This window comes from Providencia sp. PROV122, assembly GCF_028482365.1.
Taxonomy (GTDB): Bacteria; Pseudomonadota; Gammaproteobacteria; order Enterobacterales; family Enterobacteriaceae; genus Providencia; species Providencia stuartii.
Genome location: NZ_JAMPQI010000012.1, coordinates 55,543 through 76,727 on the forward strand (window position 1 = coordinate 55,543; position 21,185 = coordinate 76,727).

The following is a 21,185-nucleotide window of genomic DNA, read 5'->3' on the forward strand; positions in this document are numbered from 1 at the left end:
AAAATAAGGGAATTAATCGTTACCAAATAGGTCGCGGGTATACACTTTATCCGCCACATCTTCGATTTCAGGCACCATCCGGTTAGCCAAAATAATGTCGCTGTCCGCTTTAAAGGCCTCAAGGTCACGATAGACTTTCGAGCGGAAGAACTCATCTTCTTTCAGCACCGGCTCATACACAATCACTTCGATACCTTTGGCCTTAATACGTTTCATCACGCCCTGCACCGCAGAGGCACGGAAATTATCAGAGCCTGCCTTCATCACCAAACGGTATACCCCCACTTTACGTGGCGCTTTGGCAATAATCGCATCGGAAATAAAGTCTTTACGTGTGCGGTTAGACTCCACAATGGCGTTAATCAGGTTATTCGGCACATCATCGTAGTTTGCCAACAACTGTTTGGTGTCTTTAGGGAGACAATACCCGCCGTAACCGAAAGAGGGGTTGTTGTAGTGGCTACCGATACGCGGGTCTAATGACACCCCTTCAATGATTTGTCGTGCGTTCAAACCGCGACTTTCTGCATAGGTATCTAATTCATTGAAATAGGCGACACGCATAGCCAAGTAGGTGTTTGCAAACAGTTTAATCGCTTCGGCTTCTGTGCTGTCAGTAAACAGCACCGGAACGTCTTTCTTGATGGCCCCTTCCAGCAGCAAGTTAGCAAAAATCGCTGCCCGCTCAGAGCGCTCCCCTACCACAATACGGGAAGGGTGCAGGTTATCCCAAAGTGCACGGCCTTCGCGTAAAAACTCAGGCGAGAAAATCACATTGGTGTAGCCAAACTCTTCACGTAAGCGCTCAGTAAAGCCAACCGGAATGGTGGATTTCACAATGATAGTGGCGGCAGGATTGATTTTCTGCACGTCGTGAATGACCGATTCCACTGACTTGGTATTAAAGTAGTTGGTTTTAGGGTCATAGTCAGTGGGGGTCGCCACAATCACATATTGTGCGCCAGTATAGGCTTCGACAATATCTTGTGTCGCTCGGAAATTGAGTGTTTTTTCGCGTAGAAATTGCTCGATTTCGGTATCGATAATTGGCGACTGTTTGTTGTTAAGCATCGCCACTTTTTCGGCAATGATATCGACTGCCACCACTTCGTGGTGTTGTGACAGTAACATGGCATTGGACAGACCCACATAGCCTGTACCCGCAATTGCTATTTTCAAAACTGACCTCTCAAATCCATCTTAGTGTATGACAAGGGATCCTTCATCAGCGACAAATTACAGGTGATAGTATGACTGATACCAGTCAACAAACGCCTGCACCCCTTGCTCTATCGAAACTTGTGGGCGGTATCCCGTGACCTTAAATAAGTCTTCGGTATCGGCCCATGTGGTATACACATCCCCAGCCTGCATCGGTAAAAAGTTTTTGATTGCCTTTTTGCCCAGTGATTTTTCAAGTGCAGTAATAAAGTCAGTTAACTTCACAGGCTGACCATTACCGATATTGTATAAACGGTATGGCGCACGACTTTGTGCAGGTGAAAGAGAACCATTTTCTGGGTCTGCTTGTGGGATTATATCGGAAATACGGATAACCCCTTCCACGATATCATCAATAAAAGTGAAATCACGGCTGAGATTGCCGTTATTATAAACATCGATAGGCTCGCCCGCCAAAATTGCCTTAGTAAATTTGAATAAGGCCATATCCGGACGCCCCCACGGACCATAAACCGTAAAGAAACGCAGACCGGTGGTTGGCAACTGATAGAGATGTGAATAGGAGTGTGCCATCAATTCATTAGCTTTTTTAGTTGCCGCATACAAGGAGACTGGGTGGTCGGTCGGCATATCGGTACTAAATGGAGTTTGCTCACTCATGCCATACACAGAGCTAGAAGACGCATACACAAGGTGTTTGACGTTTGCCTGTCGGCACCCTTCCAAGATAGCCAAATGACCGGAAAGGTTACTATCTGCATAAGCAAATGGATTTTGCAATGAATAGCGAACTCCTGCTTGAGCAGCAAGATGGATCACACGGTCAAAATCTTCTTGGGTACACAACACCACGACTTTTTCACGGTCAGTAATATCAAGTGGAATAAAACGAAAATGAGGGTATTGCTCAAGAATATGTAGACGAGACTGTTTCAGACCCTGATCGTAATAAGCATTCATGTTGTCGATCCCAACAACCTCATGACCACTATCTAATAAACGCTGACATAGTCTAAAACCGATAAAACCTGCACTACCAGTAACTAAATATTTCATGTTAATTATCTTTTAGTATTAAACCATTCTCACGACTCAATATAAGCCGCATTCAATATCCATTTAGAGTTAAGACCTGTAAATGTAACAATGGTTTTATTTCTAAAGAAATAAAATAATGCTCTCAGTGAGCTATTCGAAAGTTTCTGGTATGGCTTGTGATAGTGCAGATTGATTAATTTCACTTAATGTCGGTGCACCCGCGGGGCCTTGCTTACTGACAACGATAGCAGCAACTTGGTTACCAAAGTCAACACAATCGCGTAATGGCCAGCCCTGAGATAATCCCGCCAATACTCCTGCGGTATGTGCATCCCCAGCACCAATCGTATCCACAACGGCAACTTGGTATGCAGGCACGAACAGTGGCTGTTGATTCGGTTGACATAGCCAAGCACCTTGGCTATCCAAGCGAACAATCAGCGTAATACCACGACGATACGCATACTCCGCTGACAACCTTACAAGGTCACCTTCACCACAGAGGAAACGCGCCTCATCACGGTTGACCGTTAAAAGGGTTCTATTGGCGGGTAATTGCTGTAAGAAATTCTGAGGAAGCGCTGCAAGTCTTGGTCCTAAATCTAAAACGAGGGTTTGTGTTGGGCAGTCATTCAGCAACCATTGTTGTAACGCTTCCCCTTGCAAGCAGCCTAGTTCGTAGCCGCTCGCATAGATAATACTGTCGTTCGGTAAAGCGAGAGTTTGTAGCTCCTCCCTATTCCACTCTTCTTCACAACCCGCGATAGAAATAAACGTCCTTTCGCCGTTAGGCTCTGTTAATGCAAAGCACCAACCATTATCTTGGGTTTCGCTAACGAAAAAAGGTGACACACCAAGCTCTGATAGCGCTTGGCGAACTCGCTGTCCCCATTGGCCATTGCCCACACGAATACCATTAATTATAGGGAGTTGTAGACGAGCTAAAGCACGAAGAACATTAAATGCACAGCCACCGATTTGCCAGCCGTGATCGTGGGCTGCGATATCTTCACCACTACGTGGCATTCTCGCGACGCTTAAAACGCAATCGCCAGCAGCAGCCCCTATCACGGCAACGGTACGCATGATTAATCTTTCTCCGCTGAATGATTAAACATCAAGTATAAGCCGTAAAGCAAAAAGCTTAATACAAATGAAAGAAGAATGGATAAACTAGAGCCTTCAAAAATCCCTGTTGCCCAAGGCCCTTTAATAAACTCATTATCACTGACTAACAAACCAGCCAGCGCACCTAACAGCCAGCACAGCAGCGGTATCCAACGAATTCCTGCGTTCGACTGACCAAACAGTTGCTCAAACTTATAACCTTGGCGACTACGCAATACGGCATAATCCAACATAAATACCGCTTCCCATGAGGCTAAGAACACGCCACAAAATAGTAAGAAAGCAATAAATGAATTAATAAATTCGCCTGAAATAAATAGGATATAAATCGCCACACCCATGACTAAAATAGCATCTATTGCGACCGCATAAACTTGGCGAATTTTTATGCCAATCGTCAGTAAGTTGAGACTCGCAGAATAGAGGCTTAGTACCGCAATAGTAATAATACCCGCGGTTGCCGTTAATAAATAAGGGATAGACATCCAACTTGGCAGCTCTGCACCAATTAACGCAATCGGGTTTTCAGCGGAAGCTAATTCCGGCAAGCGTGCCGACAGCAAAATCCCTGTAAATAACAGAATAAATAGCGGTAGCATCGCTCCAAATGTGACGGCATTAAAAATAGATGATTTTGATGACCGTTCGCTTTGATAACGGCTGTAATCTGCTCCTGCAATCCCCCAGCCAATACCTGTTCCTGCCGCAATAATTGAGACAGCAGGTAAAAAGCCCGTTAGCCAGCTACCAGAAGGCATGGATAACACTGCCTGCCAATCTGTATGCCAAATAATATACAGCGCGGCAATCAAGGTCATGGTGCCAAAGATACGCGTGATCCAGCTTTGCATAACCACAACCGTTGCTTGCCCGAGTAGGCTAATAGTGATAGCTAAACCACCAAATAACACCATACAGACAACGGTTAATGTCACTGAATCACTAAATCCAAGCACCTGAAAAAGCGCTTTTAATGTCAGTGTCCCAGTGATCATGTTGATGGCTTCCCATCCCATCAAAGTGACCCAACTGAAAAATGTCGGGGCTATATTCCCTGTTTTGCCGAAAATGGTTCGCGAGAGTGTTAGTGTAGAGGTGCGGCCTTTTTGGCCTGATAAACTGATGTAACCAACTAATGCGAAGCTGGCTATACCGATAATCGCCGCGAGCAGCGATTGCACGAAAGAGAGACGAAAAGAAACAATAATTCCGCCATAAACAATACCGAGGATCCCGATATTCGCGGCAGACCAGATCCAAAATAACTCAAGAGGAGTGGCTGTTCGCTCATGCTCAGGTACGATATCAATACCTGTATTTTCGATTTTCCATGCTTCATTTTTTTGTGCAGCGTCAGGTAGTGCACTCATTCAACTCTCCTTAATGACGTAAGGCGCTGAGTATTTTTGCGTAGGGATAAAAATCTATATTATTAGAATTGTTAATCATTGCAATCCATTCTTCAGGAAAAGATTGAATACCTGACAAAGCTCCCGAAATCGCTCCGGCCATAGCACCAATGGTGTCCGTGTCTCCCCCCAGGTTGGCACAATATTTCGCACACATGACAGGATCACCATTTGTTAGGTCAACTATGGCCAGAGCGCAGGGAATAGACTCTATCGTGTCCATACCGGCCCCGATAAAATCGTACAGCTCTTTAAGTGTTGTTTGAGGAGAGCATGTTTGCAACTCGCTAGCCTTCTTAAAGGCCAATAAAATTCGTTGGCCTAAAGACGGACTAAACGTTGAGGCATATAACTGTTGCACCTCATCGGCGAGTAGTGGAAGTTCTTGTTTTATTTGAGGCCATGGAGTTTGCTCGATAGCTCGGCTAATTGCCCAAGCAATGACACAGGCACCTGCAATCGCAATGTCCGACTTATGTGTCGGGATACAAGCCGCTTCAACGGTTTTTATAAATTGATTGCGATCAGCAGTTGAAGCAATGCACCCTACAGGGGCTATCCGCATTGCCGCACCATTGGTGACACCATTTGACACAATATCGTTAATTGGAACGCCTGCTTGAATAGCTAATAGAGATTGCTTGGATGTTGGTCCAAAAATATTTTTATCAAAGGCATTAATGCGGTCTGCCCACGCTAAAATATTTTGTGCAACCACCTTCGGCTCTACCTGACCATTACAAGCGATAATCGCATCCATTAACGCAATTGCTTGATGAGTGTCATCCGTCACTTCACCAGCACGAAACCCAATCGCGGCAATATTTTCGTCTGGCCCTGGTAAAAAGTGATCTATCCAGCCGAAAAATTGTTGAACTTTGTCTTGGCGCCATAGTTCAGAAGGCATGCCCATGGCATCCCCTGTAGCCTGACCATATAAGCATCCAAGTATCGCCGCTTCAATGTTGGGTTTCAGGCCCATTTTTACTCCCAGTACTTTCCTTAACAACACTAATTATATTAGCAGCAATTAAGTCCAATACCAGTCCAATCAGTTAAAAAATAATGCCAATGTAAGTCCAATCGATGATATTATGCATATCCTGAACTCTGTTATAAACTTAATTTGTTGAAAGTTTTATGGAAAAATACAATGCAAGTACACTTTCTTGAATGGATTAAGAATCAACTAGATGTGAATTCCACAATGCCTCTGTATCGCCAATTGCAACAAGCGATTGAATCCGCGATTGAGCACAAAATTGTGGATGCAGGCGATTATCTTCCAGCAGAGCGCTATCTTGCACAACAGTTAAATCTTTCTCGAGTGACAATCAGTAAAGCAATGCAATCTCTTGAAAAAAAGGGAGCCGTTGTTCGGCAGCAAGGGGTTGGTACTCAAGTCGCAAAATATCTAGGTTACTCGTTATCACATGAAAGTGGTTTTACCTCTCAAGTGATTAAAGCAGGTGGTACAGTCACCACACAGTGGTTATTGCGCACACTCACCGAAGCAACGGCCGATATTGCCGCAAAACTAGGTTTAGCTGTTGGTAGCCAAATCGCGCAATTAAGGCGTATCCGTATCGCAAATGGTCAGCCTGTTTCTTTTGAAAATAACTATATTCCTGCTCAATATCTTCCTGAACCGGAAAAACTGACCGACTCTCTCTATGCCCTGTGGGGGAGCCAAGGTATTACTTTCAATCATGTGCAACATAAAGTGAAAGCGATCAGTTGCAATGAAGAGTATGCAAATTGGTTAAACACAACGGTAGGGGCTCCATTATTACAGGTGAAACAAACTAGCACCCTGCAAGGTGGCGTGATCATTGAGTACAGTGAAATCATCTGCCGTGGGGATATCTATGAGTTGGAGTTTAATTCACCATAACGCTTGGCGTGATCTTATCCACGAACACGATTGATAATTTAGATTACTTAAACATTTACCTTTATTCTAATTAATAGTCGTTTTTACTATTAAAGAGAGGGGGTAAATCATGCAGGTTTCTGCTCGTAACCAATTAATCGGTACAGTTAGTGAAATTAAAGAAGGTGCAGTTAACAACGAAGTGGTGCTCAGTTTAGGCAACGGAGAACAACTTACCACCGTCATTACCTGTGAAAGCTGCAAAACCTTGGGGTTAGAGGTAGGCAAAGAGGCGGTCGCTATTATTAAGGCCCCTTGGGTGGTACTCGCCACACCGGACTGTGGTTTGCAATTTTCAGCCCGTAATCAATTCAACGGTAAAATCAGCAATATTATTGAAGGCGCCGTCAACAGTACCGTTCTCCTCGTCACCGATAAAGGTGTTGAGCTAACCGCCGTGATCACCAATGAAAGTCTAAAAGAGATGGCGCTCACTAAAGGGGTCGATATCATCGCCTTAGTGAAAGCCTCTAGTGTGATCCTCGCGACTCGCCAGTGATTGCAGCGGAGATAAAAAATAGCGGAGCACAGCCCCGCTATTTTCCTACCCCTTATTCCTCGACGTTTTTATTCGCCGCCTGTAATGTGTGATAGATGTAGTGGTGATAACTCTCTAATAATTTTTTATCTTCACAGTCATCTAACTTGCCATCACACAAATGACGCATCTTAATATTCGCTTCATAGAACGGGGAAACATGTAAATTTGCGCGCTCTAATATTATCCCTCCAAGGAAGGCAATATCGGTTAACGGACCCGTTTTAATCTGATTACCCGATTTCAAATTATCACGTAACGTAAATTGTGTGATAAAGGCGGGGTTAGAAAATTCAGATTGATATTGATTTAAGCTGATCCCCGGCTGGTGGTCACCAAAATATAAAAACATTAATGGACGTTTGCGCTTCGCCATAAATTCTACAAAATCGCGTATCGCGTTATCAGACGCGACGATTTTTTCCATATAATGGCTAAATTCACCAACGGAGTCTGCATTTTTTACCTTCCCTTTTAAACCATAATCATCATGATGGCTCTCTTTATAAGGGCCATGCTCATACATGGTTAACGAGAAAATAAATACTGGTTTATCAGTCTCTTTTGCTAAGATTTCTTTGACATATTTCAGCATATCTTCAGTGCTGATCGTCCATAAGTTATCTTGTAATTTTCCTGGGTAACCCAACTCTTGAGGCTGAATAATTCTATCGACACCTAATGTTTGATAAGCATGGCCTGAATGGTAAGCACCACGGTTAAATGGCGTCAGAACGACGGTATAATAACCATTTGCCTTCATCTCTTTAAACAAGCTGTTATTTAGATGGTCGACAATAAAGTAAAAGACACCACTTTTTTGCGAGCCAAAGTCATCACTGTTTAGCCCTGTTAAAGCGGCAAATTCAGACAACCAAGTTCCTCCCCCGAAAGTTTGCACTCGCATATGGCTATGCGCGATCAACTCGTTATCCTGTTGAAACATAAATAAATCGGGTAGTTTAGTGCCGTCTGGTAATTTATAGATGCTTGGATTAACAGTGGACTCTTGTAATAACAATAAGATATCCGGTTTTTCTGTTATATCAGATGCGGGTAATGATACCGTTGCCGCTTTTTGTATAAAATAATCAGATGAACCTTTAATTTGGGGGGAATGGTAATTTGAATTTTTCGCCGACATAACCAAGTTGGTAACGGTTCCTCTACCTTTCGGTAAGGTCTCCGTCCATTGGTTGTAATAATGGGAGGCCGCAAAGCTCGCGCCAAAATAGCCACCAACGCCAAGTAATATGCCGATTAATCGCCAAGAAAATGTTTTCGTTGGGCGTAATAGACGCCAACTAAGCACTGCATTAATGATTAACAAAATCAATAATCCGATCAATGCAACGCCAGCTAACCAATAATGCCCCAAGGTTCCCATATTTGACGTATCCATCATGATATTAATATCGGAATAAAATAATTGCTCTTTATAATAGTGAACTTTGAGTTGGTTAAGGAATTTAATAATAATAAACAGCGTACTGGTAACAACGGCAGAAAATAACCATCTAGCTGAGACAAGATAGAGCCCCCCAAAGATAACGGCATAAACACTTACCGAGATCAATCCGGGGTAAATCACACTCGTTTTCTCGAAGACTAGGAAAAGGGAAGCAATGAATATCAGTGTTAGATAAACGGCGGAAAATACTCTTTTCTTCATCGGGTTTACCACAAAATATGTAAGTATCGACGACCTCCAACAGATAAAGGCCGCCACAGACTGGCTATTTTAACTAATTTAGACGATAAATCTATTCAACAAAAATGCCTTTATCTCGCAAAAAGTGCCCATCGCCTTTGCGTCTAGTGAAGCCACTTCTATCGAAAAACTCAAGAATTTGAATCGCCAATTTCCGACCAATCCCTAATTCATTGCGAAAATCAGCGGCGCCTATTTCTCCTTTATGCGTACAGTAACGCAAAATAAGCTCGGCAAATTGCTTTATTTGATCACTACTGTAGTAGCGGTCACGGATAATCGCCGTCACTAGCCCCATTTGTGCCGCTTTTTTCATCGCACGTCGGACAGCGTCTTCATCATGATTGATTTCTTTAGCCAGATCACGGACCCACCATGCCTCGGCTCGAGGGAATAAAGGCGCTATTTGTTGCCAAATTTGTTGTTGTTCCGTATCAAAGACTAACCCATGTTGTGGCATGTGTAGCCAACCACGGGTCTGTTTAATACGCTCATCAGCAATCAACTCATTAATTAATTTAAAAACTAATGATTCACTTACTGTCGGTAATGCCATGCGTTTTAAGCGTGCTTTCCCAACCCCAATTTGGTCACTGTGCACTTCATGGAAATCTTCTAATGTTTGAACGAGCCGTTCTTTCGCCACTTGGGCTTTAAAAGCAGAAAGAGCCAAATCCCCTACGCGAACGAGTTCAACCTGTGATAATAGCTGTTCAAGGGCGGGCGGGGTTAATTGACGAGCCCAACTATAACGCTTTAAATCTAACTCACCATTAGGTAACTGTAATTTCAGATGGGTAAGTTCATCATTTGTCATACAGAGGCGAGTTAACCATTCAATGAATTCAGGTAATCTCTTACCTCGACGTGGAGAGGTAAGCCGGATCACTCTTGCTGACGCCAGTGTTTCTCGCGCACTAATATCACGAATGATGAGGCGGTCGTTATCCACAAGCCACAACGGTGTATCGAGAATGAGTTCCGCGAGTAAGGGCGTCGAGCCAAGTTCGGTTAATAATGAGACTCGACCTGTAATATGGCTCGCACCATGGTATAAATGGACCGGCTGCCAATGTTTAATCACCGAATCACACTCTAATTCAACAATCACTCTTGTTGCCGCAGCGAAAGGCTTCTCTGATAGCAGCCAATCACCACGTGTAATAGCCGCTTTATCAATATCTCCTGCTAAATTGAGTGCAACCCGGTCACCCGCTTGAGCTAGCTCTGCTGGCTGATTTTGGCGGTGGATCCCCCGAATACGAACAGTGGTGTCAGCGCCCGTTAACCATAAAGTATCACCAAGCTGCACTTGCCCTGCTAAGGCCGTGCCTGTGACAACAATACCGGCCCCTTTGACATGGAATACACGGTCAATCGCTAAACGAAAACGTTGTTGACGATTTTGGTGATCGGCTCTTTGCTGGTGTAATTGTTGTAAGTAAGCCTGTAATTCCGCAATTCCGCGTCCATCGTTGGCCGAGGTCACAAATATCGCAGCATCAGGCCAATCTTGGTGCTGTAGCTCATTTTTCACTTGCAAAGAAATGTGTGCAATTCGCTCTGCATCAACTTTATCTGCTTTCGTCAAAATAGCTGTTATATTTTGGCAACCAGCTAAACGTAAAATCGCTAAGTGCTCTCGCGTTTGCGCCATGACCCCATCATCACAAGCAACCACCAGCAAGGCATGATTGATCCCGCCGACCCCCGCTAACATATTCCCTAAAAATTTTTCATGTCCGGGAACATCGATAAAACCGATTGAACTACCATCTTGTTGAGGCCAATAAGCATAGCCGAGGTCGATGGTCATACCCCGTTTTTTTTCTTCGGGTAAATGCGCCGTATTCACCCCAGTGACTGATTGAATTAGCGATGTTTTACCATGGTCAACATGGCCAGCAGTAGCAAAAATCATGACAACAATACCTGCAATAATCCATGTTCATCATCTAAGCAACGGAGATCTAGCCATAATTTGCCATCTTTTAATCGACCAATTACTGGTTGGTCGGTGTGACGCCAACGTGCCGTCAGTAAGGCCAACGTATTGCCCCGCCCATCAAATGGCGTAAACGTCACAGCATAACTCGGTAGCCTATCAATCGGTAATGAGCCGCTACCAATTTGGGATAAACAAGGCTCCATTTCTACGACAAATTTATCGCCATAGAAGGCTTGTAATGGAACGATCAAACGTTCAGCTCGCGCTTTGATTTCATCGGCACTACGTGTTAACCAGCGTAGTGTTGGAAGCTCCGTGACCAGTTTTTCGGGCGTTAAATAGAGTTTTAATGTGGCCTCTAATGCGGCTAACGTCATTTTATCAGCACGTAAGGCACGCTTAAGCGGGTGCTTTTGAATGGCTTCAATCCACTTTTTCTTCCCGAGAATAATCCCTGCTTGCGGCCCTCCCAGTAGCTTATCCCCAGAAATAGAAACAAGGTCAATCCCTTGAGCAAGGTACGTTTGCGGCATTGGCTCGGCAGGTAGTCCATAGGCGGTCATATCGATCATTGATCCGCTGCCTAAATCAATTGCGGTCGGCAACTGATGCTGTTGACCTAATTCCGCCAATTCAGCGCCTTCAACTTCCGCGGTAAACCCTTCAATACTGTAGTTGCTGGTGTGCACCTTCATCAATAACGCGGTTTGCTCATTAATAGCGCCCGCATAATCACGCAGGTGAGTCCGGTTGGTTGTTCCTACTTCGACTAATTGGCAACCTGCTTGTGCCATCACGTCCGGTACTCGGAAAGCACCGCCTATTTCAACTAATTCGCCACGTGAAACAATAACTTGCTTGCCTTGAGCCACCGTCGCCAAAAGCAATAATACGGCAGCAGCATTATTATTCACAATGCAAGCATCTTCGGCGCCCGTGAGTTGGCATAGCAATTCAGCCAAAGCGCGATCACGATGCCCTCGCGTCGCGCCATCAAGAGAGTATTCCAAAGTCACAGGTGAGCTCATCACCTTATTAACGGCAGCAATCGCTGAAGAGGCCATCACCGCGCGACCAAGGTTGGTGTGCAGCACCGTTCCCGTCAGGTTAAATACGGGTTTTAATGCGCTTTCTTGTAAAGCACCATGGCGCCTAACCAACTCAGCAACCCAATCAGGATGCCAAGCGGGCAACTGACTATGTTGTCGGATATACTCGCGAGCTTGCTGTTGCATCTCTCGCAACTGCTCGGTTACCCAGTGGTGTCCTGACTCGATGACGAGGGTTTGCACCTCGTCAAGTTGGAGGAGTTTATCAACAGCAGGAAGCTGGCGGTATAGTTCGGCGGTGGAGTCTGCCATCGTGATTACTCTCTTTTAGTGACTATTTTTCACCGGGAAATAAAAATGGGTTAAGGCTACTACGGGCAAAGCCCTCTTCTTCCATCCGAGCATCTAGGATGATAGACGCCAGATCATCAGCAACGGCTTCGACTTTCGCATCTTTTTCTTGATAAAGAATTTTGAGATAACTACCGCAGTCACCACAACTTTCTGCTTTTACCGCAGCATTTTCATCATCAAGAGACCAATAGTGGAGATCGCGAGTTTGTTCACAGTTACTGCATTTGACACGTACCATATGCCATTCTGTTTCACACAGGTTACAGTGCAAATAGCGTAGGCCTTGCGTTGTGCCAATTTGTACAATGCTAGACACAGGCATGCTGTTACAAACGGGGCAGAAGTGGCGATGATCACCATGTTCAGCGCGCGCTTTTCCGGGAATTTGTGCTGCCATTTGTGCCCAATACACAGACAGTGCCGCCCAAATAAACATGGATTTATCAGCGGGAACCTTCTCAAATTGCTCGTTAAGTAGCGCAGTCGCCATCTCTTCAAGCTCATTTTCAGACGCCTTATCGAGATTCTCTAATGCAGGGCGTACTGACTCTGGAACCACTGGTAATAATTCAGCAATAATCGCATTTAATAACTTATGCCAATGGGCTGTACGTGGGAATGTTTTCGCATCAAGAGGCGGATTATTGGTCGCCGTTGCGCGCTCTAATACCGCATTCATATCCATTTCTAAAGGATTATCATGCTGCGCATTGTTTTGTGCCGTTGCCACTTCCGCTGCAAAATTAAGATAATCTGCAAAAGGATGTTCATCCACACCCAGTGCTTTTAATCTTTCTGCGCGTCGTTGATACAGATTTTTTAAATTCGGGAATAGGACTGGCGGGATAAAACCAATACCTTTTTCTTTTAGTCTTTCTTGCCCTAATTCTTCTTTAGGGACGATACGAATACCCATCGCATTGCTCTCTTTCAAATTTTTAAAATGATAGCTCTAGGGGATTTCCCTAGAGCTATCTATCGTATTGTATGCTTATCAGCGGAAATTGCTGTTATCTATCGCTCAGGATAAAACAAAAGTCGCTCAGTAGCCACCTTGTTCCCTTTGTATCGTGCGTATCGCCTGCTTTTTATATCAGAGCGAAGCAATCTTTATACCGTTTCTTTAGATGAGGTGATGTGGGGAAGGAAATGATGATATTAAAGATAATGGGTGATTTCACTACGCCTGAATATCACCCATATCGCGTTATATTTGTTAAACGGACTCAGACTAATTTGAATCAATAGGTAAGCTACTGTCTTCTTTTGCGAAATGTCGCCCCATGGTAAAAATCAAACATAATGGGATTAGGGTAATTAATAATGCGTACTCTCTCGCATAGTCAGCTAACATTGCCATCATAAAAGCACCACCAGCAAAGCCAAATAAGGTTAAAAAGTAGCAATAACTTTTGTATAACGCCTCTTTGCGCTCTTGCCCTTTAAATGCCACGGATTCTGCTAATGAGCTAAAACCTAATTGTACGTTAAGTGTCACAGCAATATTGCCATATAACATGCCATTAATTTTATGGAACGCATTACCTTGCATACCCGCAATAAACGATAGCGCCCATACCGCGTGGAAACCACTTGCCTCCACTTTAAAAAAGTAAATATAAGCAATGAGCAGTAACAGCAGTATGATTTCTAAAGATAGCAGCGTAAATGTCCATGTTTTCTCATCGGTATTGTATTTATAACGTAATAACGCCAATAACATAGCACCTGCGCCAAACGAAAAAATTGCAATAACATAAGGAATTACCGCCGTAATACCGTGCTTAGCAAACTCATAGCCTAACATGATGATATTACCCGACTGAAAGGTAGCAAATGATTTGGTCGTAAAAAATGCATAGCCATCGAGCATACCTGATGTGATTGCCAATAAAAACGCGATGGTCGGCAATTGCATAAATGGAATTTTGGGTGTTGAAGTTGTCATTGTGATTAAACCTATCAATATATTGTTATTTTTAGCGATTACAGTGCATCTGGATTTTCTGAGGCTGCTTTTTTGGTTTGGCTTAAGCGACTGATCACTGAGGTAATATAAACGGTAAATATTGGAAATACCGTCATCCCTGTCGCTGCCAATACAGTGGTAATGACTTTTCCTGCGGTTGTCACAGGAATGATATTCGAGCCCAATGTCGTTACCGTCATTGCCGCCCACCAGATCGCATCACCATAATTTTTAACTTCAGCGTTATTGCCTCGTTCAAAAATAAAAAAGATCAAACTGATAAAATACACTGTTGAAAAAAGTAGAATAATATAAGAGAGAAAGAGTGCCGTGGTGTTTCGTTTTACAACCATCATCATGAGCATCACAAAAGCGGCTCCGCCACGAAATAAAGGAATAAAACGAATTAAATAAATTTGTTCTTCCGTAAATTGAATCGATGTGTAATCTAAAATAGTCAAATACGGAATCGAAAGAAAAATAATAATAAAATATTTAGCGATAAACTTTTTTCTATTTTTCGATAGAAATAAAAAAATGAAAAAATCGATCGTAAAATAAATACAAATCCAAAATTGAATATCGAAATAAATCGAATGCGCCAAAAATGGATCATGCCGAAATGTCTCTAGAGAAATACTTGCAATCAAAAATAGCGAAGCCACAACACCGAGAAAATGCAGTGTTTTGATCAGGGTTTGCTTGCTATAGAGCGTTTGAGGTGCTGTTATGTTCATTTTATCTTTATCATCAAATAGGTAGGTAACCTATTCGATTACCTACCTAACAACATGAATATAGGTAAAGGGTTTAAGACACAAGCGGCGTGAACCAAATCGCCTGTTGCCCACTGATCAGGCGTTCCTGATTGATCCACGTAAACGGTGCTGGTACTTGCGCTTGTAGCCTAACATCAGATGCACCACGCTCTGCGGTCAGAGTCGGTGTTAATACGACTGGCTCAGGCCCATAAATTGCCGCTGAGGTGAAGTCTCGTTCTTGACGCCCCCCACACACAACCCATAGTTGGTTTAGCGTCGCTATTGCATAAGGGATAAAGTCGGCTCGTCCTGTTGGTGGATTCTCCACCGAATAGAGATGGCTTTCGATTTCAACACGTAAATCACTCGGCATTCCAGCAGGGGCCGCAATAATGTCGGCACGTAACGTGCTATAAAGTCCGCCAACTTCGAGCATTTCTAACTCATGTGCCGCCGCCAACGCAATGCGCCCAATCGGTGTAGCGGTAACACTCATGACGTTCCCAGCATTCGCCCAACCTTTATCACGCTCATTCAAGTGAGTAACACGGTATCGTGCTAAAATATCGCCCGTAGGACCCGCTAATACAACCGTGTGATAGAGTTTATCGACATCAATTTCAGGGTAACTCCCAACAACATAGCCTTTCCCATCAGCGGCTATTTTACTGAGCGCCTGCTCAAAGGTTCCCCCCTGCTTCTGCGCGTGAGACAACAGTACATTAGGGTCATTGGTGTACGGCAGTGCTGAAAACTCGGGTAGTACCAGCAACTCATTTTCACCCACTGTTGCCGAAGCCAAGTCAGAGGTGGATTTATCCCATTGAGCAGCAATGAATGTTGTTTGCGTTTTAGTGGTTGTCGCATTGATATCGGTCGGGCTGCGGTGAAAAGCCAGCGTAGGAAAATATAATTCAGGGCGACGTTTCGCCAGTATCGCTTCTCGCTGTTTATCCGCCTCATCAAGGTCGATAGTCGCACAGAAAATACCATTCAAACCCGGCTCTAATTCAAGTGGACTTAACACAGGAGATTGAGCCACTTTATGGCCTGAAGGCGCCCATATACTCGACCCACCATTATAGTAAAGCTGACCTTGTGTGATTGGATTTGTTTCAATGCCACTACGCGTAGCACAAATAACCCACATCCCATTAAATGCGCTCATATGCTGAACATGTGCAATGGTTGAGTGATCACCTAACATTTCTGCGGGCGTTGCATCAGGCATCATACGGTCCGATACTGAATGCCATCCCAAAATTTGGGCACCTTCTAATGCCGCTAAACGCGCATATTGCCAATAAGTATCATCATAGCAAATTAATAATGCTATACGCCCAATCGCGGTATCAAATGTTTTCACCCCCGTATTTCCCGGTGCAAAAACTTTTTGGTCTTGAGAGTTCAAACCAATTTTGCGATATTTACCAATAATCCCTTCCGGCCCCATTAAAACGGCTGAGTTATAAGCTAATCCGGTCTCGGTATCACGTTCTGCAATACCAACACTCATATACATCCCTGTATGCGCCAATATGGGTAAAATTGCCGCCGTTGTTTTTCCTGGGATAGTATCTAAATAAGGTGCTAATTCTGCTGAATCAGAAAATAAATAACCACTTACTGCCGTTTCGGGGAATACCGCATAATCAACGCCTTGTGCCGCCACTTTTTCCGCTGCTTCCGCGAGACGGCGAATATTCCCCTCTAAGTCGCCCCAAGCGGGAACAAAATCAACAGCAGCAACTTTACTGCTTTTTTTCACTGTTAAATGGTTCATGCTATTCGTCCTTATTTAATAACCACCGTTATTGTCAGAAGTCATATAAAGCAGCCCAACTATTGGCTAAACCAACAAATAACGAATATTCAAAAAATGGATGAGTGAAGCTGCCTCATCAATAATGATGAGGTAACAAACTTCTTAATTGATTTATTACGTTTATTTAATTAATGCGTAGCACTCTTATTTCGATATCATTAATCTCTATTATTTAGCCGCAGCCCAATTAATTTATTTAAATAATAAAATTAATTGGGCTGGATAATTTAAATAACTTTTTTCGTTTTCATTTCGGCTATTTGTTGTTCGCTATAGCCTAACTCTTTTAAAATTTCGCTATTATGTTCACCTAAAAGTGGTGCACTTTTTATTTCAGGCGTAAAAGCTGAAAATTTCATTGGGCAACCCACCGTCAAATAATGGCCTCTCAATGGTTGCTCTACTTCAACAATAGAGCCACTGTCTCGCAAAGATGGGTCATACATAATCTCTTTCATACTCAAAACCGCCGAGCAAGGTACGCCGAACTGGTCAAAGTAATCTGTTAGCTCATGTTTATCTTTGTCTTTAGCAATCTCTTCAATAGCATCCCAAACATCTTGGATATGGCTGACCCGTGCTTCTGTGGTTGCAAAGGCAGGATCGGTTTTCCACTCAGGTTTACCTAATGCATCACAGGTATTGGCCCAGTTGTGATCTTGATTGATAAAATAGATATAGGCATTCGGGTCATGATCACTCCCTTTACATCGCAACATCGTTCCCGGTTGCCCTCCACCGCTGGCATTACCGCCACGCGGTACTGCATCACCAAATGAACCATTTGGATATTGAGGATACTCTTCTAAAAAACCGAGTTTTTCGAGGCGTTGCTGGTCACGCAATTTAACGCGGCATAGGTTAAGCACGGCATCTTGCATCGACATAGTGACACGTTGCCCTTTCCCCGTTTTCTCACGTTGCAGTAATGCCGCTAATAAACCAATTAATAGGTGCATACCAGTATTGCTATCGCCTAGTGCCGCTGAACTCACAACCGGTGGGCCATCAGGAAAACCCGTTGTTGATGCGGATCCCCCCGCGGCCTGCGCAACGTTTTCGTAGGCTTTCACATTCGCATAAGGGGAGTTTTCATTGAACCCTTTGATGGAGCCAAAAATCAGGCGTGGGTTTAGCTGTTGAATGACTTCCCAGGTAAACCCCATATGGTCAATCGCTCCCGGATGGAAATTTTCAACCAAAATATCCGCTTGGCGGATCAGCTTTTCCATCACCTCTTTGCCTTCAGGGGTTTTCGTGTTCAGCTCTAGCGAACGCTTATTACTATTGAGCATGGTAAAATACAATGCATCAACATCAGGAATATCTCTAAGCTGGTTACGAGTGACATCCCCAATACCCGGTCGCTCAATTTTTATTACATCTGCCCCGAACCAAGCCAACATCTGAGTACATGATGGGCCAGACTGTACCCCTGTAAAATCAAGAACACGAATGCCTTCAAGTGGAAGTGGAAAAGCCATAATCACTCCTTATTGTATGATGGATACGAGGCATCTATTTGATGCCTCACATTCATCTATTTATTATGCAACCAAACGCGCAACGTAGATCCACAACGGTGCAGCGATGATAAAACCAAGTACACTGACTGCGAGGGATGCTGTTCCCGTACGGGTATACAGGTTAAAACGGCTCGCGATAATAATTCCAGAGAAGGCAGGCGGTAATGCGCCGGCTAATACCATCATCTGTAGTTGCTCTGAGCTCATATTAAATGTCATACCAACTAGTAATAATAAGCCCGGCATCAATATTAATTTGAGTAAGGTGTTGTAGATAATTTCACCATCAAATTCGAATTTATTCGCGGCTAGTGTCAGGCCGGCTGCAAATACCGCGACACCGGAGTTAGCTTTGGCAATAAGGTCAAAGGTCGGGTCCCAAACATCAGGAATTTTAATACCGATTAATACCAAAACTGTCGCCAATACTGGTGACCAGACAACAGGCTCTTTGAATGCCGAAATAAGAGCATCCATACCGCCGCCGCCTTTTTTACCATCAGCATTGGAAGGGTTAAGTAAGAATAAGCCAATTGGGATAGTAATCGCATTCACGATAATCGAAATAATCGCCACAACTAAACCGGTTGATACGGTTTGCCCATAGATAGGATCCAAAACCGCAAAACCAAGGAAGCCAATGGTAGGAGAGCCAGCAATCAATGCACACACCGCTGCTTCACCACGACTATGTTTAAAAATGTACTTACAACTAAAGAAAGAAAAGAAAAAACAGACCAATAGCACGACAAACGAAATAATTGTTAGCTTAGTATCTGCAAAAATCATTTCACGGTTTGCACGCACAATGGAGACAAATAACGCGGCAGGCAAAGCATAGTTTAAAACCAGTTTATTAAATGCTTTTGCTTGGTCATTGGTAAATACGTTGCGTTTACCGCTAGCGTATCCCAGAACCATAATGATAATTATGGGCAATAAATCGCTCATAAATATCTTAAACATAAAATCAGCCATATGATTTTCACCTATTTTGGGCAAAAGCGTTCCTATGCCACTTAAAAAAATAAGTGGCACAGAAACCATTTAAATATTTATTTCATTGAAATAACGCTAGTTTTTCACAACAGATTTCGGATTTAAGTTACCAATATGGCCACTTTCTGTTCCTACTGCTGGATCAATAACCACATTAATCAATGTCGGTTTACCAGACTCAAGACCTGCTTTTAGCGCCTGTTGAATTTCATCTGGTGTCGTTGCGTTATAACCGATGCCGCCAAAAGCCTCGATCATCTTGTCATAACGCGCGCCTGCCATTAATACCGTTGGGCACGGGTCCTTATCGCCATGTAAATTGACGCCATCGCCACGGTAAATTCCCCCATTGTTAAAGATTAAAATGGTGACTGGCAGTTGATAACGGCAGATAGTTTCAATTTCCATACCACTAAAACCAAACGCACTATCTCCCTCAATAGCCACGACAGGCTTACCGCTAGTGACCGCTGCACCAATAGCATAACCCATACCAACCCCCATCACGCCCCAAGTACCACAGTCGAGACGTTTGCGAGGTTCATACATATCGATGATATTTCGTGCATTATCGAGGGTGTTAGCCCCTTCATTCACCACATAAACGTCTTTATGGTCGACTAACACATCGCGAATTGCGCGCAATGCATTGAAATAGTTCATCGGTGATGTATCGGTATTCAGCTTAGCGGCCATCTTCTCGCTATTTGCTTTCTTATGCTCATCAATCCCAGCCATCCAATCGCTCGGTGACTTCACTGGTGTGGTTTTTAACCCTTCAAGTAGTGCGGCAACACTTGAATAGATATCGCCGACAACAGGGGCTGTTATTGGACGATTGCTATCGATTTCAGATGGCTCAATATCTAATTGAATAAATTTCGTCTCTGGCGACCAGTGTTTGCCTTTTCCGTGATCTAATAGCCAGTTTAGGCGTGCCCCCATTAATACGACGACATCGGCATTAGAGAGTGCATGGGAACGTGCTGACGCGGCTGATTGTGGGTGATTATCTGGCAATAACCCTTTTGCCATCGACATAGGCAAGTAAGGGATACCTGTTGTTTCAATAAATTGACGAATATTTTCATCCGCTTGGGCATAGGCTGCCCCTTTACCTAAAATAATCAACGGACGCTTTGCCGATGCCAATAATTTAAGTGCTTTATCAACAGATTCAGGCGCAGGTAGTTGGCGTGGAGCAGGGTCTTCAACCGTAAAGATTGTTTTGTCTGCTGCATCTTTGTCCATAACCGCAGCCAATACTTCGGTTGTTAAGTCAAGATAGACGCCACCAGGACGACCAGAAACAGCAGCACGAATTGCGCGAGCCAGAGCAATACCAAGGTCTTCCGGTTTATTGACTCGGTAGGATGCTTTAACAAAGGGCTTAGCGGTATTCATTTGATCCAGCTCTTCATAATCGCCTTGTTGTAGGTCGATAATTGCTCTATCACTGGAGCCGCTGATTTGTATCATTGGAAAGCCATTGGTCGTCGCATTCGCTAATGCCACCATACCATTTAGAAACCCCGGTGCGGACACCGTTAAACAGATGCCGGGTTTTTGGGTTAAAAAGCCGCTGATTGCCGCAGCATTACCCGCAGATTGCTCATGACGAAAACCAATATAACGAATCCCTTCAGCCTGTGCATGCCTAGCCATATCCGTCACAGGGATCCCCACAACACCATAAATTGTGTCAATGCCATTTTTTTTCAGTGCATCAACAATAATATGCATACCATCAGTCAAATTTTGGGTTTGATCAGTCGACATATCCACCTCATGAAATATGTAAAAAGAAAGTGTGGA

General features: G+C 43.8%; 17 protein-coding genes. 2 read left to right on the top strand and 15 right to left on the bottom strand.

Annotated elements, in window-relative coordinates:
* Window positions 1-12: 12 nt before the first annotated feature.
* The 5 genes from PSE69_RS10430 to PSE69_RS10450 all read right to left on the bottom strand — a co-directional run bounded on the left by PSE69_RS10430 (window position 13) and on the right by PSE69_RS10450 (window position 5,739).
* The gene (locus PSE69_RS10430; RefSeq protein ID WP_004924193.1) at window positions 13-1,179 is read right to left on the bottom strand and encodes a nucleotide sugar dehydrogenase; all 1,167 of its coding nucleotides are present in this window, start codon (window positions 1,177-1,179) and stop codon (window positions 13-15) included.
* A 57-nt stretch (window positions 1,180-1,236) separates the two neighbouring features.
* Window positions 1,237-2,238: an NAD-dependent epimerase gene (locus PSE69_RS10435; RefSeq protein ID WP_004924190.1), complete on the bottom strand. Its 1,002-nt coding sequence runs from the start codon at window positions 2,236-2,238 to the stop codon at window positions 1,237-1,239.
* A gap of 132 nt (window positions 2,239-2,370) precedes the next feature.
* Complete coding sequence (locus PSE69_RS10440; RefSeq protein ID WP_154610471.1) at window positions 2,371-3,306, bottom strand: PfkB family carbohydrate kinase; 936 nt, start codon at window positions 3,304-3,306, stop codon at window positions 2,371-2,373.
* 2 nt (window positions 3,307-3,308) lie between these two features.
* Window positions 3,309-4,718 (bottom strand): purine-cytosine permease family protein, encoded by a 1,410-nt coding sequence (locus PSE69_RS10445; RefSeq protein WP_154610473.1) that lies wholly within the window; start codon window positions 4,716-4,718, stop codon window positions 3,309-3,311.
* 10 nt (window positions 4,719-4,728) lie between these two features.
* Window positions 4,729-5,739, bottom strand: coding sequence for an ADP-ribosylglycohydrolase family protein (locus PSE69_RS10450; RefSeq protein ID WP_014657179.1), 1,011 nt, complete (start codon window positions 5,737-5,739; stop codon window positions 4,729-4,731).
* A gap of 171 nt (window positions 5,740-5,910) precedes the next feature.
* Here PSE69_RS10450 and PSE69_RS10455 point away from each other — a divergent pair, with 171 nt between their 5' ends.
* Together PSE69_RS10455 and PSE69_RS10460 are read left to right on the top strand one after the other, a co-directional pair.
* Window positions 5,911-6,651 (top strand): GntR family transcriptional regulator, encoded by a 741-nt coding sequence (locus PSE69_RS10455; RefSeq protein WP_272675224.1) that lies wholly within the window; start codon window positions 5,911-5,913, stop codon window positions 6,649-6,651.
* 109 nt (window positions 6,652-6,760) lie between these two features.
* A complete protein-coding gene (locus tag PSE69_RS10460; RefSeq protein WP_004924171.1) occupies window positions 6,761-7,189 on the top strand; it encodes a TOBE domain-containing protein in 429 nt (142 codons plus the stop codon).
* A gap of 52 nt (window positions 7,190-7,241) precedes the next feature.
* Here PSE69_RS10460 and PSE69_RS10465 read toward each other — a convergent pair whose 3' ends face one another.
* From PSE69_RS10465 to oxc, 10 genes are all read right to left on the bottom strand, one after another.
* Entirely contained in the window at window positions 7,242-8,900 is a 1,659-nt protein-coding gene (locus PSE69_RS10465) for an LTA synthase family protein (RefSeq protein ID WP_154610475.1), read from the bottom strand.
* Between the two features lie 91 nt (window positions 8,901-8,991).
* Window positions 8,992-10,860, bottom strand: coding sequence for a selenocysteine-specific translation elongation factor (selB, locus tag PSE69_RS10470; protein WP_150376185.1), 1,869 nt, complete (start codon window positions 10,858-10,860; stop codon window positions 8,992-8,994).
* Window positions 10,857-12,248, bottom strand: coding sequence for an L-seryl-tRNA(Sec) selenium transferase (gene selA, locus PSE69_RS10475; RefSeq protein WP_004924163.1), 1,392 nt, complete (start codon window positions 12,246-12,248; stop codon window positions 10,857-10,859). The genes selB and selA overlap by 4 nt, the downstream gene beginning before the upstream one ends.
* A gap of 22 nt (window positions 12,249-12,270) precedes the next feature.
* Entirely contained in the window at window positions 12,271-13,206 is a 936-nt protein-coding gene (fdhE, locus tag PSE69_RS10480) for a formate dehydrogenase accessory protein FdhE (RefSeq protein WP_014657174.1), read from the bottom strand.
* Between the two features lie 315 nt (window positions 13,207-13,521).
* Window positions 13,522-14,238, bottom strand: a complete 717-nt coding sequence (locus PSE69_RS10485; RefSeq protein WP_014657173.1) for a YoaK family protein — start codon at window positions 14,236-14,238, stop codon at window positions 13,522-13,524.
* A 38-nt stretch (window positions 14,239-14,276) separates the two neighbouring features.
* The gene (locus PSE69_RS10490) at window positions 14,277-14,996 is read right to left on the bottom strand and encodes a potassium channel family protein (protein WP_040132612.1); all 720 of its coding nucleotides are present in this window, start codon (window positions 14,994-14,996) and stop codon (window positions 14,277-14,279) included.
* Between the two features lie 73 nt (window positions 14,997-15,069).
* Entirely contained in the window at window positions 15,070-16,803 is a 1,734-nt protein-coding gene (locus PSE69_RS10495; protein WP_154610476.1) for a nitrilase-related carbon-nitrogen hydrolase, read from the bottom strand.
* A gap of 269 nt (window positions 16,804-17,072) precedes the next feature.
* On the bottom strand, window positions 17,073-18,329 hold the full coding sequence (gene frc, locus PSE69_RS10500; protein ID WP_014657171.1) for a formyl-CoA transferase: 1,257 nt from the start codon (window positions 18,327-18,329) through the stop codon (window positions 17,073-17,075).
* Window positions 18,330-18,392: 63 nt separating this feature from the next.
* Complete coding sequence (gene yfdV / locus PSE69_RS10505; protein ID WP_014657170.1) at window positions 18,393-19,337, bottom strand: transporter YfdV; 945 nt, start codon at window positions 19,335-19,337, stop codon at window positions 18,393-18,395.
* Window positions 19,338-19,445: 108 nt separating this feature from the next.
* Window positions 19,446-21,149 (bottom strand): oxalyl-CoA decarboxylase, encoded by a 1,704-nt coding sequence (gene oxc / locus PSE69_RS10510; RefSeq protein ID WP_004924149.1) that lies wholly within the window; start codon window positions 21,147-21,149, stop codon window positions 19,446-19,448.
* Window positions 21,150-21,185 lie beyond the last annotated feature (36 nt).